Genomic DNA, 14,395 nt, shown 5'->3' on the forward strand with positions numbered 1-14,395 from the left:
GCTCACCGGATTCAGGCGACGCGGAGTCACCCGGCCGGCCCCGACCATGGGGCCATGGGTGATGACCCCCTCCTGTACCAGATCCGGGTCTGCGGCCACCTCGGCCCCACCCTGCTGACGGCGTTCCCGGAGTTCGCGCCCGAGCAGCAGGGCACCGAAACCGTGCTCACCGGGCTGCTGCCGGACGCCTCGGCGCTCTACGGCGTCCTCGCCGAGGTCGAGGCACTCGGCCTCGACCTCCTCGAAGTACGCAGAGTCGGGCCCCGGCTCCCGCACGACCTCTCGGTCCGGCCGATCGTGCGGCCGAGCCACCCCATATGCAAGGGAGAAGGTTCCGTGAGTACCGAGCAGCAGGACACTCTCGACGCGATCCTGCGTCGGTCGGCCCTACCCGTCGGCAGTGACGTCAGCGAACAGCGGCGCCTGCTCCATGAGTTGACGTCGGCGCAGCCGCTGCCCCCCGACGTGACCATGACGTCGACCACGCTCGGCGGTGTCCCCGTCGCCGCGATCACGGTCGACGGAGTCGAACCCCGGCACGTCGTCCTGTACTTCCACGGCGGCGTCTACGTTCTGGGCGACGCGGCGAGCGCGGCCGGTCTGGCCTCGCAGATCGGGCGCCGGATCAGCGCCAAGGTCTACTCCGTCGACTACCGGCTCGCCCCCGAGCACCCGTACCCGGCGGCGGTGGACGACGCGCTCGCGACCTACGAAGCCCTCCTGAAGGACGGCATCGCCCCCTCGGACATCGTCCTCGCCGGGGAGTCCGCGGGCGGGGGGCTCGTCGTCGCGACCCTGGTCAACGCCCGCGACCGCGGACTGCCCCTGCCCGCCGCGGCCTACGTCATGTCGCCGTACGTCGACCTCACCCTGGCCGGGGCGAGCATCGACACCAAGCGCGAGGCCGATCCGCTGCTCAGCCGGGAACTCCTCGAACCCCGGGTCACCGACTACACGGCGGGACAGGACGCCGCTCTCGGCCTGATCAGCCCCGTCTTCGCGGACCTGTCCGGGCTGCCGCCCCTGATCGTCCAGGTCGGCAGCCACGAGGTTCTTCTCGACGACGCCGTACGCCTCGCCCAGCAGGCGGCCGCAGCGGACGTCGAGGTCACGCTGGAGGTCACGCCTCGGGCCCCGCACGTCTTCCAGGCCTATCAGCCGCTCCTCGACGAGGCGGCCGTAGCGCTGGACCGGGCGGGGGAGTTCTTGTCCGCGCGGTTGGACAGCGCGGACAGCGATACCGGAAAGCCGGTGTCGTAGGAGCCCGGCGGCGATCTGTCCCCCGACCACTGACGTCGTGGTCGTCGGCGGGCCCCCGGCTCAGTCCTCCGAGCGCTGCTGCCCGGTACGACCCCTGCGAGCGTCGGCGACCGAGTCGGCTACCGGCACCACGATCCAGCAGAGGTAGGCCCAGTGCGTGAAGAGCGAGACCGGGATCGAGATCAGGAAGCCCAGTGCCACCATGCCGAGGCGGCGGATGGCCCGGGCGAAGAGCTCGGGCGGCGTGCCGGGGCGCTGGAGGCTGTCGCGGGGGACCTCGCGGACCATCAGGATGAACAGGAGACAGGCCAGGAACTGCACGACGGCGTAGAAGATGAACCGCGCCTGGAACGCTCCGTGGCCGCCGATCACGTCGGTCGCGAACGGGGTGATCACCAGCGTCAGCAGCCAGTACATGGTGAGGGACGTCAACCGGGTGTTGGTCGCCGTGACGTAGCGGAAGACCCGGTGGTGGGAGCGCCAGTGCGCGGCGATCACCACGAAGCTGATCATGAACGCCAGATAGCTCTCACGGTGTGACGTGGCCGAGTGCCACACCTCGGAGTTGGTCGACCCCTCCGGCACCGGCAGTTCCAGCGCCAGCAGCGTGAGCGCGATGGCGACCACCGCGTCCCCGAAGAACGTGAGCCGCTCGCCGGAGACCGCCCGGGCCTCCATGTCCCGGTCCTCGGACGGCAGTTCTTGATCAGTCGAGACATCCATGGCAGCAGAGAATGCCACAAGCCGACGGGCGCCTCGGACGCGCCTGGTACCGAGGGCCCGGCCGGGGGAGTGGTACTGCTGGTGCTACCCGTACGGCTGGCGGCGGGCGCGTGCGGAAGCGGATCATCGGACGGACAGGGCATGGCCCCGACCGGAGACACCTCAGACAGCTGATCGCGCAGAACGGACCGCCGCATGACCATGGCCTACCTCGCACAGCCCGAGCAGCAGCAGAAACTGGAATGGCTCGACGGCGGTGAGTTCGCCGTACTCCTCGACGCCGCGGCCACCGGCGGACAGTTGACCGTGGGGCGGTTCTCCGTCGCCAAGGGCGAGGCGCCGCCGTACCACAAGCACACCCGTGAGGACGAGGTCTTCATGCTCATCAAGGGGAGTGCGCTGCTGTGGTGCGACGACGAGGAGATGGAGCTGTCGGAGGGCGGCATCGTCTTCCTGCCGCGGAACGTGCCGCACGGTTACCGGATCACGTCCGACACGGCCGACCTGCTGATGATCTGCACACCCGGCGGCATCGAGGGCATGTTCCGGCACGCGGGACGTGACCTCACGACCCCGCGTCCCGAGGGCTTCGAGATCTCCCGGGACATCATGGCCGAGGCCGCCGACATGTACGGCCAGATCATCGTCGGCCCGCCGCGCTGACCCATCCCTCCCGAGCACCACCGCACCGACCGGAACCACGAAAGGCACAGCCATGTCCCGGCAACAGCGCCAGGCCCTCGACGAGATGCTGCGGCACGGCCCGCTCGACCTCGGCGGGGACGTCCCCCAACAGCGCGCCCTCTTCCACGACATGATGACGTCCATCCCGTTGCCGCCCGACGTCAGGACGACGGAGGGCGAACTGGGCGGCGTACCGGTCGTCACCGTCGAGACACCGGCGAACGACCCGGCGACCGTCCTTCTGTACCTGCACGGCGGCGCGTACGTCATCGGCTCGGCGGCCGACGCCGCGGGTCTGGCCGCCGAGGTCTCCCGGCGCACCGGTGCGCGCGCCGTCTGCGTCGACTACCGGCTGGCACCCGAGCACCCGTTCCCCGCGGCGGTCGACGACGCCCTGGCCGTGTACCGGGCCCTGCTCGACGACGGAACTCCCAGTACGGCCATCGCCTTCGTCGGGGAGTCCGCGGGCGGCGGTCTCGTCGCCGCGACGCTGGTCGCCGCCAAGGACGCGGGCCTGCCCCAGCCCGCCTCGGCCGCGGTGTTCTCCCCGTGGACCGACCTGACCGTGTCCGGCGACAGCGCGGTGGGCAAGGCGGCGGTCGACGCCTCACTGACCCCGGAAGGCCTGCGCATCCGCGCCCGCGACTACCTCCGCGACACGGACCCGACCACCCCGCACGCCAGTCCCGTCTTCGCCGACCTGACCGGCCTGGCACCCCTGTTCATCCAGGTCGGCTCGTACGAGATCCTCCTGGACGACGCCGTACGACTGGCCGCGCGCGCCGCCGAGCACGACGTCCACGTCGAACTCCAGGTCTGGCCCCAAGTCCCGCACGTCTTCCAGGCGTTCGCCGCGCTGCTCGACGAGGGCGCCGCCGCGCTGGACGCCGCCGGAGCGTTCATCCGGGCCCGGTGGGCCGAGGGCGCCGACGACGCCGCCGACGAGCCCGGCGAGTAAAGACTCCGCCGTACGGCCGTTGAACGTCCGTGTGCCGCACGTCAGTTGGACGACAATGTGGTGCATGGCTACGACGAACCACTTCGGCATAGCTCTGCGGGGGTGGCGCGAGCGGGTGTCACCGCAGGACAGCGGGCTGGAGGCGGCCGGGGACCGGCGCATCCCCGGGCTGCGCCGGGAGGAACTGGCCCGGCTGGCCGGACTGTCGGTCGACTACGTGGTCCGGCTGGAACAGGGCCGCGCCCGCAACCCCTCGGCCCAGGTCGTCACCGCACTGGCAAGAGCGCTACGCCTCGAACCGTCCGAGCGCGACCACCTGTTCCGCTGCGCCCACCTCGCACCACCCTCGGCAGGGAACGTGTCCCGGCACGTCCCCGCGAGGGTGCACCGGCTGGTGGGCCAGCTGGCGGGCAACCCCACCGCGGTGTTCGCCGCGGACTGGACCCTCGTGAGCTGGAACGCGATGTGGTCCGAGGCGGTCGGTGACCCGCGTACGTACGGCTGGGGTCAGGGCAACCTCGTGGCCGGCATGTTCCGGTCCAGCGGTGGACGACGGCGGGAACCGATCGCGGCCTGGCCGGTACGGTCCTGGGCGGGTGAGGAGGTCGAGGAGGAGGACCTCGTCGCCGACCTGCGGATGACGGCGGCCGCCCATCCCCACGACGCGCGGCTCGCCGCCTTCGTCGACCGCATGCTGCACGACAGCCCGCGCTTCGCCCGCCTCTGGTCCAGCGGCACCGCCCGCACCAACGTCGGCGACCGCAAGACCGTCGAGCACCCCCGGGTCGGGAACATCGACCTGGACCTGGACGTCGTGATGGCGGCCGGCACCGACCTGAGGATCGTCACGTACACGGCGGTGGCAGGGACGACGGACGCGGAGAAGCTGGACGCCCTGCGCGCGACCTGTCCGGAGCCGGATCGGGGTCTGGCCCATGCCATGTCGGGGGCCGACGGCCCGAGTTGAGCACGACGGGCGCGGCACGTCCTTCCTCGTCCGTGACGGAAAGGGCATCGGTGATCAGGCGGATGGCGAGGTCCTGGCCGTCGGTGATGCGGTCGATGTGCTCCGCAGCGCCCTCTCGAACGTCGGGCGATGAGTGGAGGTGTGGGCGTACTCCCGCTCGGACCACGCGACGCGTGCGTTGATCAACTCGTCCTCAGCTGCACGGCGTTCGGGTCCGCTGAGCCGTGCTCGCCACCAACTCGCGTTCAGCGTCTGCCGGTTGAGCATCGCATCGACGAGCTTGCCACGGGCGGACGCGTCGAGCCCGTAGGCATCGGCGAGGACCCGCACCTGGGCCGCCTGTACTTCTGCCGGCGGAGCGCTGGGGCGCGAGGAGACGCACCAGGTCCATGCCGCGTAGCCGACGTCTTCGAGTGGGTCCCCGGGAGCGGCGGTGTCGAAGTCGATGAGGGCGAACGGCAGCCCGTCACGGAACACGGTGTTGTTCGGCCCAGGGTCGTGATGGCACACGACGACGCACGGCTCGGCGAGCGCGCTGCCACGCGTGGCGTCGTGCAGGGCACGGAGTAGGACTCCGGCCGCGGTGACTTGGGCGTCGGTCCAGTGCTGGAAGCGCGGAGGCACATGGCCGGGCAGGTAGCTGAACGTGTCACGTCCGGCTTCGTCGAGGCCGAGGTGACGTGGAGCTCCGGTGAACCCGTGCTGTTCGAGGTGGCCGAGGAGCCGCGCGACGAAGGGCGAGGCTGGCGTGGTGGGGCGGCGGACCGTGTCACCGATACGTACGACGCCGGGGGTGATACGGCCTCCGGACAAAGGGACTTCGCCGTTTTCGGCGGGCGGGTGCGACTGCTCCATTCGTCGGTCCCTTCTCGGCCCGGGCGTTCTTGGCCCTGCGAGGCGAGCCGGCCTGCTTCGGCCACTCCTGCTCGAACAGCCCTCGCATCCGCACCAGATGCTCACCCAATTCCGCACGCGCAGCGACAACCACGCCGCGGCGATCACCCGGGGCACGCTCTGCAACACGGTCGCTGCCCTTGAGATGGTGTGGTTCGGGCGCCGTCGGACCGCTCCGCGTCGTTTGTTACGCTCCCCGAGCCTCCCGCGGGGGAAGTCCGGTGAGAATCCGGCGCTGACCCGCAACGGTGTGCGCGGCGGCCCCCGGTCGTCGCGCGAGTCCGATCGCCCGTGGGTGGTGCGACCCGTTGACTGCTCGCCGTGGACTGCGAGAGGGGACCGAGCGGCCGGGCACGGTCGTCCGGGCCGTCTCCTCGATCGAGGCTCACCAGGCGGCCCCAGGTGAAGGACCGCCGACCGTGCTCAGACGTCCGACAACCGGCTCCGGCCGTGGCCAGAGTCCAAGGCGTGACCGCCGCCGAATACCCCAACCCCTCCTGCTGCTCGGGCTGTTGCTCCTGCTCTGCGTCTCCCTCGTGTGCGGCGTCGGTCTCGGCGCGGCCGGGATCGGCACGGCGGACATGTTCCGGTTCCTGTGGGCCGGGGCCACCGGCGGCACCGTGCACGCCTCCGACGCCGCCGCCTACACCATCGTCTGGGAGATCCGGCTGCCCCGGGTCGTCCTCGCGGCCGTCGTCGGGGCCGGACTCTCCGCCGTCGGCGTGGCCGTACAGGCCATGGTCCGCAACGCGCTCGCCGATCCGTTCGTGCTCGGCATCTCCTCGGGCGCGGCGGTCGGCGCCAACGCCGTCATCCTGCTGGGCGCCTTCGCGGGGTTGGGGGTGTGGGCGCTGTCGGCCTCGGCGTTCGCCTCGGCACTCGCGGCCATGGTCCTGGTCTACGCCGTGGCCCGCTCGCCGCACGGCCTCACGCCGCTGCGGCTGATCCTGACGGGAACCGCGCTGGCCTACGGCTTCGAGGCCGTCACCACCGTGATGGTGTTCGGCGCGGCCCGGGGCGAGGCGGCCCGCTCGGCGATGATGTGGCTGCTGGGGAGCCTCGGCGGGGCGACCTGGGCGCAGGTGCCCTTGGCCGCCGTCACCGTGGCGGCAGGCTGGACGTGGCTGCGATGCCGGGCGGAGTCGCTCAACGCGCTCGCGATGGGGGACGAGACCTCCGCCGCGCTCGGCGTCCAACCCGCCCGGCTGCGCCGGGAGTTGTTCCTCGTGACCGCCGCCGTGACCGGGACCGTGGTCGCGGTCAGCGGAGCCATCGGCTTCGTCGGACTGATGGTGCCGCACCTCGTACGGATGCTCGTCGGCGCCGATCATCGCAAGGTCCTCGCGGTCGCCCCGCTCGCCGGAGCGGTGCTCCTGGTGTGGGCGGACGTCCTGTCCCGGCTGCTGCTCGCGCCCACCGAACTGCCGGTCGGCGTGATCACCGCGGTCGTGGGAGTGCCCGCGTTCCTGCTGCTGATGCGGCGCGGCGGCTATGCGTTCGGGGGGCGTTGATGAGGCTCGACATCGAGGGGCTGTCGGTCGACGCGGGCGCGGTGCGCCTGGTGGAGGACATCCGGCTGGTCGTGGACAGCGGGGCCTTCGTCGGGCTCGTCGGCCCCAACGGCAGCGGAAAATCAACCCTGTTGAGGTGCGTGTACCGGGCGCTGCGACCGGCCGACGGCGTGGTCCGGCTCGACGGCGACGACGTGCACGCCATGGAACCACGCGCCGCCGCCCGGAAGTTGGCCGCGCTGCCGCAGGAGTCGTCGGCCGAGTTCGACTTCACCGTCGCCGAAGTGGTCGCCATGGGACGACTGCCCCACCGGGACCGAACCGCCGCCTCGGACCGGGAGATCTGCGCCGGAGCCATGGAACGCACCGGTGTCACCCACCTCGCCGACCGCGGCTTCCTCGCCCTGTCCGGCGGCGAGAAGCAACGCGTCCTGATCGCCCGCGCCCTCGCTCAACGGCCCCGTGTCCTCGTCCTCGACGAACCCACCAACCACCTCGACATCGCCCACCAGTTGGACGTGCTGTCGCTGGTCCGCGACAGCGGCCTGACCGTGTTGGCGGCCCTGCACGACCTCAACCTCGCCGCCGCTCACTGCGACCTGCTGTACGTGATCGCGGACGGCTGGATCCTCGCCTCCGGCGCACCGCACGAGGTCCTCCAACCCGATCTGCTGGCCAAGGTGTTCGGGGTCCGCGCGCATCCCGTACGGCACCCGGAGACCGGCGCCGTCCAGCTCCTGTTCGACCTGCTCCCGCCCACCCCGTAAGGACAACAACAACCCTCATGCGCAAGCTACTTGCCGCCGCCCTCTGCCTCGCCGCGACCACCACCGCCGGTTGCGGTGCCACGGTCGAGCCCACGCCGCGGAAGGCCATGTCCTCCGCCGTCAGCCTCACCAACTGCGGCCAGAAGGTCACGTACAGGACGGCCCCCAAGCGGGTCGTCACCAACGACGTCGGCATCACGGAGCTGATGTTCGCCCTCGGCCTGGAGAACCGCATGGCCGGGTTCGCCATGCCCGACGACAAGGGCGACCTGACCGACGTCCCCTGGAAGGACGGCTACAAGAAGGTGAAGTGGCTGTCCAAGGACCAACTCACCAAGGAGAACGTCCTCGACGCCCGCGCCGACCTCGTCTTCGCCGGCTGGAACTACGGCTTCCGCGAGGACGGCGGCTTCACCCCCGACGCCCTGAAGAAACTCGGCATCCCCTCGTACGTCCTCACCGAGTCCTGCCACAACGGCCGCACCGACACCTCGCGCGGCATCATGCCGCCCCTCGACGCCCTCTACACCGACCTCACCAACCTCGGAAATCTCTTCGGCGTCGAGAAGCGAGCGGCCACCCTGATCGCCGACTTCAAGAAGCAGGTCGCGGCCGTACGGAGCAAGGCCCCGGCCAAGAGCCCCACAGTCTTCCTCTACGACAGCGGCCAGGACTCCCCGTTCACCTCCGGCCGCTACGCCGCCCCCGACCAGATCATCAGCGAGGCCGGCGGCACCAACGTCATGCATGACGTCAACGACTCCTGGACCACGGTCGGTTGGGAGACCGTCGTCCAGCGCGATCCCGACGTCATCGTCATCTGCGACTACGGCGACGTGACCGCCGAACAGAAGAAGAAGTTCCTCCTCTCCTACGCCCCGCTCCGCAACGTCTCCGCCGTCAGGCACCACCGCATCCTCGTCCTCGACTACGTCGACCTCGTCGAAAGCCCCCGCAACCCGTCGGCCATCGCCCGGCTCGGCGCGTATCTGCGGACGGTGGCCGCGGCGAAGGCGGCCAACTAGGGCCAGTGCGGCGGCCCTTGCGGGTCAAGGAGCCTGGCGCAGGGCGGCACCCATCCACTCCCGGACGACCGCAGCACGGGCCCGGTCCGAGTCCGGGTCCGGTTTGGCCGTGCCGTTGATCGTCGCCACCGGGGAGCGGTACTGGGTCAGCGGCTTGAGGCCGGTCTCCTCGGCCGGCACCCGACGGATGTCGTCCAGGCCGGCACCCAAGTCCCGCAAGGTGCGTACGAGTTCGAATCGGGCGACGTCCCCGATGATGTACGGCTCCCGTTCGTTCACGCCCACCACCATGAGCTCTCAAGAGGCCTGAGAATCAAGGAGGTTGGCCACGGTGAGACCCCGGGCAGCCGCCTCGCGCTACGGACGACCCGTGCCCACTTGGTCGTAGCGGCCCAGGAAACGGAACGCACCGTCCCTGACCTGGTACAGGAACCCGGTGTTCTCCGGATCCAGCGCGCGAGTCGTGCCCTGGACGAAGCGGATCGGCTTGGCCACCCCGTCGTACGCGGTGTGGAAGAGACGCTCGGCGACCTGCGCGGGCTCGATCGCGGTGGTGGTCCCGAGCGCGTCCAGGGCTCGGGCGACGAGACCGACGGCGTCGTACGCCTCGGCGGACCAGCGGCCGGGCGGCCCGCCGAAACGCGCCCGAAAGGCCGCGGTGAACGCCTTCGCGGCCGGGGTGCCGGCCGACCGCGCTTCGGTGTACGGCGCTTCGAAGACCCACCCCTCGGCCGCCTGCCCCGCCGCCGTGAGGAAGTCGGCGCGCATGACGGGCTCGAAGCCGGTCACCGCCCCCGCGAACCGGGCCGCGGTCAAGGCGCGGGCGCAGGCCGCCGCACGGCGCGGTGACGTGCCGCCGTAGACCACCGCTTGCGGATGTGTGGCCAGCGCCCGGGAGACAACAGGGCCGAAGTCGCTCGCAGAGGGCGCCACTTGGTGGACGGTGACGGTACCGTCGTCGGGCGGTGTCTCGACCAGGTTCCGGCTGATGTCGACAGCCGCCTCGCCCGCCGCGCCGTCCTGGACGATCGCCGTGTGACGGCTGGGGCGGGTCCTGGTCAGGTAGAAGAGGATCGGCAGGGTCCGTGAGCTGTCGGACGCCCTCGTCACACACAGGGTGCGCAGGGTCGTGGCGGACAGCCCCGCGGCGTCGTCGGCGGCCGACACCAGGACCACCGGCATGGACGCGGTCGCGTAGAGCGGGGCGGCGGCACGGGCACCCGCTGTTGTGCTGGGGCCGATGACCGCGACGACCGACGGCCGGGCGAGCACGCGGCGGGCCGTCGCCCGTGCGCGGGTCGCGTCGCCTCCGTCGTCGAAAGGGGAGAGGGCGAGGCGGTAGGTGACGTTCTTGCGGGCGTTGTGGGCGGCGACCGCGAGGACCGCTCCCTGCATCTGCGCTGTACCCACTGCTTTCTGAGCACCCGTCAGGTCCGCGTGGAGGGCGAGAGTGTGCGTGGGCACGTCGTCGCGTGAACCGCTCGTCGACGTGTGTCCCCGGGCGAGCAGGACCGCCGCGCCGGTGCCCGACGCGGCGAGTACGGCGGCTGCCGAGCCGCCGATCGTCAGGATGCGGCGGCGGGAAACATCTTGATCCGTAGGCGTGTTGAGCGGCTCGGGTGCGGACGGCCCCTCCGCACGGGGTGGCGGGTCGAGGGCGCGGGCCGAGCGCTCGGCGACCAGTCTCAGGACGGCGGGCGGCAACCACTCGGGTGCCGATGACGGGCCGTCGTCCGGGTGCTTCTCGCCCATGAGTGCGGAGTGCACCGCCGCGGCCGTCGGCCGCAGCGCGGGGTCCTTGGTGAGGCAGGCGTCGATCACCGTCCGCAGCGGCGGCGGGAGTTGGGCCAGGCCGGTGGGGTCGTGGGGTTCGTGCACCGTGCGGTACAGGACCGCGGGTGCCTCGCCGGTGCCGAACGGGCGCCGGCCGGTTGCCGCGTACGCCAGCACGCAGCCGAGGGAGAACAGGTCGCTGCCCGGACCGACCTCGCCGCCACGGGTCCGGGTCTGCTCGGGGGAGAGGTAGCCGGGGGTGCCGACGACCGCGTCGGGAGCGGTGAGCGCGGTCGTGCCGACGCCCTTGGCGATGCCGAAGTCGATGAGCCGGGGGCCGTCGGGCACGAGGAGGATGTTGCCGGGTTTGACGTCCCGGTGCACCAGGCCCACGGCATGCAACTCGCCCAGCGCTTGCGCCAGTTGGGCCCCGAGCCTTGCGACCGCGTCCGCCGGGAGCGGCCCGAGGCCGTCCACCGCCTCGGCCAGCGACGGGCCGGGGACGAACGCGGTGGCCAGCCACGGTTCACGCGCCTCGGGGTCAGCGGCCGTCACCGCGACCACCCAGCGGCCGGTGAGCCCGGTGGCCAGCCGCACCTCGCGCCGGAAGCGGGCGCGGAAGGCGGGGTCGGCCGCGTACTCGGCGCGGATCACCTTCAGCGCGACCGGGGTCCCGTCGGCGGTACGGGCCAGGTAGACCACGCCCATGCCGCCCACGCCCAGCCGGGCGAGCAGCCGGTGCCCGCCCAGGTTCTCCGGGTCCCCGGCCCGCAATGCCTGCATCCCACTGCTCCTGTGCCGTGTGTCAGGAAGCGGACAGTCCCACCGGGCCGTCGTAGACGAAGCGCCCGCCCTTGACCTGGTAGTGCTGCACCTGCCGGGTGATGAGCTGCTGGTCGGCGTCGAACGCGTACGTGGTGACCAGCCCCTTGAACCGGGCCTTGGCGAGGGCGTCGGCGACCTGGGTGCGGCTGGGGCGCTTCTTGGCGCTCCCGGCGAGAGCGGTGAGCCGGTCGGCCAGCAGACGCGTCACGTCGTACGCCTCCGCCGCCCAGTCGCCCGGCGCACCGCCGAACCGCTTGCGGTAGGCCGTGGCGAACGGTCGCACGGCCGCGGCGGCCGGGTCGATGTACGGAGCCAGGACCTGCCAGCCCTCGCCCGCCGGGCCCGCCGCCGAGACGAAGGCGGGTGTGGCCGACGGAATGTCCAGGAAGCGCGGGCCGGTGAAGTCCCGTGCGGCCAGGGCGCGGGCGAGCGGGGCGGCGCGTTCGGGGGTGCCGGTGTAGTAGAAGCTGTCGACGCCGTGGGCGAGCATGTCGGCGACGACGGTCGACACGTCGGGCGCGAGGGCGGGGACGACCCGGGCGTACAGGGCGACACCGCCCGCGTCGGTCGCGCTGTGGACGACGTTGACGGACTCCATGCCGGTGATCCCGCCCGCGCGATCGACCAGCAGCCCCGGGCGGCGAGACCCCTGCGCGGTCAGCGCGGTGACGGTGGCGTACGCGGAGTACGCGGCCAGCGGAGCGGCCCGGAAGTATCTGCGCGGCTTGGCCAGCAGGGCCGACTGGACGGCGGAGACCGAGAGTTCGGACACGGTCACCAAGGGCAGTCCGGCACTCTCGTACACCTCCACGGCACTCCGCGCCGAGGCGTAGCCGGTGGGGCCGAGAACGGCGAACACGTCGCGGTCGCGGGTCAGTTGGCGGGCCACGGCCTGGGCACGGGCCGGCTCGCCCCGGTCGTCCAGCACCCGCAGCGTGAGCGGGAACGGTTTGTCCTCCCGTGCGTTGAACTGCTCCACGGCCAGTCGCGCGGCCCGCTCCTGTGCCGTCCCCGCCGCCTTCAGCGGGCCGGTCAAGTCGGCCTGGATACCGATGACCCACTCCCGACGGGCGGCCGAACTCGCCGGTGTCCTCCCGCCGTTGTCCCGCAGTACCGCCCACAACGCAGCGCCGCCACCGGCCGTGAGCAGCGCCGTACCGCCTGCCGCCATGGCCAACACCCTTCGGCGCCCCGGCCGTTGGGGTGCGGACTCGCCGGAGATCTCGGTCGGCTCGATACCGGGCAGCGCCAGCATCTCCGCCGACCGGTCGGCGACCATCCGGACCACCGGGTCCGGCAGCCAGCCGATCGAACCGGTCGGCGCGTCCTCCACCAACTCCGCGTCCACCTCGGCGAGTCGGGGCCGCTGCTCGGGCTCCTTGGCGAGGCAGCGCTCCAACAGGTCCCGCAGCTCGACGTCCTCGACGCCGTCCAGATCCGGCGTGTCGTGCACGGTCCGGTACAACAGCGCGTCCGCCGCGCCGCCCCCGAACGGCAGCCGCCCGGTCACCGTGTACGCCAGCACGCAGCCCAGCGAGAACACATCGCTCGCCGGCCCCACCGGCAACGCCCGCGCCTGCTCCGGGGAGAGGAACCCGGGCGTGCCCACGACCATGCTGTCCGAGGTCAGCTCCGTCTCCTCGGCCGCCGTGGGCCGGGCGATACCGAAGTCGATCAGCCGGGGCCCGTCCAGCGCGAGCAGCACATTGCCCGGCTTGACGTCCCGGTGCACCAACCCCGCCCGATGTACGGCGTCCAGCGCCCGCGCCAACACCTTGCCCAGCACCCGCACCACCCGCGCCGGCAGCGGCCCGCACTCCGCCACCGCCTCGGCCAGCGACGGCCCCGGCACGAACGCGGTCGCCAGCCACGGCGCCGGGCCCTCCGTGTCCGCGCCCAGCACCGGCACCACCCACGGACTGTCCACCCCGCGCGCGGAATCCGCCTCACGCCGGAACCTCGCCCGGAACTCCGCCTGTTGGGCGAACTCGGGCTGGATCACCTTCACCGCGGCAAGCTCCCCGGCTTCACCCCGGGCCAGGTAGACCACACCCATGCCGCCCGCGCCCAGACGCCCCAACAGCCGGTATCCGCCGAGCCGCGACGGATCGGAGGGCAGCAGCCGCTCCATCACGACCCGCCCTTCGTGCCCGACCCGGATGGACTCGGCTCACCGGACGCCGACCCGCCGGAGCGTCCGATCTCCTGCTCCACCCTCAGCAGCATCCTCGGAAGCACCTCCGCCACAAGGGAGTTGAGCTCCTCCTCGCTACGACCGCGCCCGCCGCACACGGACGTACCGCTCACCACCGTGCCCAGCACGGCCTGTTGCCACCAGTACGGATACGGGCCCCCGTGCGTGTCGCTGACGCACTGTCCCGTCTCCAGGAGCAGATCGTCGCCGCTGGTGTTGCCGCCCTCGCCGCGCGCGAACGACAACGACTGCAGCCCCGTGAGGCGTTCACCCGGCCGCTGGGTCTGTTCGGTGCAGTCGAGGTCCTCCTCCAGCATCCGAGCCTGTTCCCACGACGCGTCCAACGCCGTGCGATGCACGGTGACCGTCGCGGACAGCCGTACGGCACCCTTCGCGCCCGAGGCGGGCACCTCGAAGTGCCGGGTCAGCGTGGCCAAGGCATCGCCGGGCAACGGGCGCAGTCGCCACAGACAGTCGTCGCCCAACACCGCCCACTGCCCCGGATCGCTTTCGTACGGCGTAGCCCGCACCACCCCGGTCCCGAACAACTCCGGTCCGGGGATGACCTGTTGGACCAGACCCCGAGCCTGCGCCGCGGTCTTCGGCTCCCTGTTCGGATCCGTCCCGGGGGTGGCCGACGCCGTGGGCCGCGGGTCGGCGGTACTGCTCCGGGACGTCCCGGGCGCCGTCGTCGGCGGTGACGCGGAATCTCCGCCACCCCCCGTGCACCCCACCACCAGTGCCCCGCAGAGCGCCGCCACCCCGCTGACACGCAGTGCTCCGGCATACGCCACGACGTCGCCCCCTCCACAGC

General features: G+C 71.9%; 13 protein-coding genes. 7 read left to right on the top strand and 6 right to left on the bottom strand.

The window, feature by feature from the left end:
• The first annotated feature begins 54 nt into the window (after positions 1 to 54).
• On the top strand, positions 55 to 1,260 hold the full coding sequence (locus tag OG226_RS47735; protein ID WP_329352742.1) for an alpha/beta hydrolase: 1,206 nt from the start codon (positions 55 to 57) through the stop codon (positions 1,258 to 1,260).
• A 60-nt stretch (positions 1,261 to 1,320) separates the two neighbouring features.
• On the opposite strand, the gene OG226_RS47740 is transcribed toward OG226_RS47735, so the two are convergent.
• Positions 1,321 to 1,983 (bottom strand): TMEM175 family protein, encoded by a 663-nt coding sequence (locus tag OG226_RS47740; protein ID WP_328685772.1) that lies wholly within the window; start codon positions 1,981 to 1,983, stop codon positions 1,321 to 1,323.
• 195 nt (positions 1,984 to 2,178) lie between these two features.
• Here OG226_RS47740 and OG226_RS47745 point away from each other — a divergent pair, with 195 nt between their 5' ends.
• The 3 genes from OG226_RS47745 (at position 2,179) to OG226_RS47755 (ending at position 4,592) form a co-directional block, all read left to right on the top strand.
• On the top strand, positions 2,179 to 2,646 hold the full coding sequence (locus OG226_RS47745) for a cupin domain-containing protein (protein WP_328685773.1): 468 nt from the start codon (positions 2,179 to 2,181) through the stop codon (positions 2,644 to 2,646).
• A 52-nt stretch (positions 2,647 to 2,698) separates the two neighbouring features.
• The gene (locus OG226_RS47750; protein ID WP_328685774.1) at positions 2,699 to 3,625 is read left to right on the top strand and encodes an alpha/beta hydrolase; all 927 of its coding nucleotides are present in this window, start codon (positions 2,699 to 2,701) and stop codon (positions 3,623 to 3,625) included.
• Between the two features lie 64 nt (positions 3,626 to 3,689).
• Positions 3,690 to 4,592 carry a helix-turn-helix transcriptional regulator gene (locus tag OG226_RS47755; protein ID WP_328685775.1) on the top strand — a complete coding sequence of 301 codons (903 nt, stop codon included), beginning with the start codon at positions 3,690 to 3,692 and terminating at the stop codon, positions 4,590 to 4,592.
• A gap of 54 nt (positions 4,593 to 4,646) precedes the next feature.
• On the opposite strand, the gene OG226_RS47760 is transcribed toward OG226_RS47755, so the two are convergent.
• Positions 4,647 to 5,447 carry an aminoglycoside phosphotransferase family protein gene (locus OG226_RS47760; RefSeq protein WP_329352743.1) on the bottom strand — a complete coding sequence of 267 codons (801 nt, stop codon included), beginning with the start codon at positions 5,445 to 5,447 and terminating at the stop codon, positions 4,647 to 4,649.
• 521 nt (positions 5,448 to 5,968) lie between these two features.
• Here OG226_RS47760 and OG226_RS47765 point away from each other — a divergent pair.
• The 3 genes from OG226_RS47765 to OG226_RS47775 are packed head-to-tail and all read left to right on the top strand — an operon-like array spanning position 5,969 to position 8,789.
• On the top strand, positions 5,969 to 6,997 hold the full coding sequence (locus OG226_RS47765; protein WP_443067029.1) for a FecCD family ABC transporter permease: 1,029 nt from the start codon (positions 5,969 to 5,971) through the stop codon (positions 6,995 to 6,997).
• The gene (locus OG226_RS47770; protein WP_329352745.1) at positions 6,997 to 7,764 is read left to right on the top strand and encodes an ABC transporter ATP-binding protein; all 768 of its coding nucleotides are present in this window, start codon (positions 6,997 to 6,999) and stop codon (positions 7,762 to 7,764) included. Before OG226_RS47765 ends, OG226_RS47770 begins: the two co-directional genes overlap by 1 nt.
• Positions 7,765 to 7,781: 17 nt before the next feature.
• Complete coding sequence (locus tag OG226_RS47775; RefSeq protein WP_329352746.1) at positions 7,782 to 8,789, top strand: ABC transporter substrate-binding protein; 1,008 nt, start codon at positions 7,782 to 7,784, stop codon at positions 8,787 to 8,789.
• Positions 8,790 to 8,813: 24 nt separating this feature from the next.
• On the opposite strand, the gene OG226_RS47780 is transcribed toward OG226_RS47775, so the two are convergent.
• The 4 genes from OG226_RS47780 to OG226_RS47795 form a co-directional block, all read right to left on the bottom strand.
• On the bottom strand, positions 8,814 to 9,068 hold the full coding sequence (locus OG226_RS47780; RefSeq protein WP_329352747.1) for a hypothetical protein: 255 nt from the start codon (positions 9,066 to 9,068) through the stop codon (positions 8,814 to 8,816).
• A 78-nt stretch (positions 9,069 to 9,146) separates the two neighbouring features.
• On the bottom strand, positions 9,147 to 11,345 hold the full coding sequence (locus OG226_RS47785; protein WP_329352748.1) for a bifunctional serine/threonine-protein kinase/ABC transporter substrate-binding protein: 2,199 nt from the start codon (positions 11,343 to 11,345) through the stop codon (positions 9,147 to 9,149).
• A 22-nt stretch (positions 11,346 to 11,367) separates the two neighbouring features.
• Positions 11,368 to 13,518: a bifunctional serine/threonine-protein kinase/ABC transporter substrate-binding protein gene (locus tag OG226_RS47790; RefSeq protein WP_329353721.1), complete on the bottom strand. Its 2,151-nt coding sequence runs from the start codon at positions 13,516 to 13,518 to the stop codon at positions 11,368 to 11,370.
• Positions 13,518 to 14,375, bottom strand: coding sequence for a hypothetical protein (locus OG226_RS47795; protein WP_329352749.1), 858 nt, complete (start codon positions 14,373 to 14,375; stop codon positions 13,518 to 13,520). The genes OG226_RS47790 and OG226_RS47795 overlap by 1 nt, the downstream gene beginning before the upstream one ends.
• Positions 14,376 to 14,395: the final 20 nt, after the last annotated feature.

The sequence above is a fragment of the Streptomyces sp. NBC_01261 genome (genome assembly GCF_036226385.1).
GTDB lineage: Bacteria > Actinomycetota > Actinomycetes > Streptomycetales > Streptomycetaceae > Streptomyces.

Coding starts and splice junctions, on each gene's coding strand:
- OG226_RS47735 (WP_329352742.1), top strand. CDS start 55: ATGGGTGATGACCCCCTCCTGTACCAGATCCGGGTCTGCGGCCACCTC.
- OG226_RS47740 (WP_328685772.1), bottom strand. CDS start 1,983: ATGGATGTCTCGACTGATCAAGAACTGCCGTCCGAGGACCGGGACATG.
- OG226_RS47745 (WP_328685773.1), top strand. CDS start 2,179: ATGACCATGGCCTACCTCGCACAGCCCGAGCAGCAGCAGAAACTGGAA.
- OG226_RS47750 (WP_328685774.1), top strand. CDS start 2,699: ATGTCCCGGCAACAGCGCCAGGCCCTCGACGAGATGCTGCGGCACGGC.
- OG226_RS47755 (WP_328685775.1), top strand. CDS start 3,690: ATGGCTACGACGAACCACTTCGGCATAGCTCTGCGGGGGTGGCGCGAG.
- OG226_RS47760 (WP_329352743.1), bottom strand. CDS start 5,447: ATGGAGCAGTCGCACCCGCCCGCCGAAAACGGCGAAGTCCCTTTGTCC.
- OG226_RS47770 (WP_329352745.1), top strand. CDS start 6,997: ATGAGGCTCGACATCGAGGGGCTGTCGGTCGACGCGGGCGCGGTGCGC.
- OG226_RS47775 (WP_329352746.1), top strand. CDS start 7,782: ATGCGCAAGCTACTTGCCGCCGCCCTCTGCCTCGCCGCGACCACCACC.
- OG226_RS47785 (WP_329352748.1), bottom strand. CDS start 11,345: ATGCAGGCATTGCGGGCCGGGGACCCGGAGAACCTGGGCGGGCACCGG.
- OG226_RS47790 (WP_329353721.1), bottom strand. CDS start 13,518: ATGGAGCGGCTGCTGCCCTCCGATCCGTCGCGGCTCGGCGGATACCGG.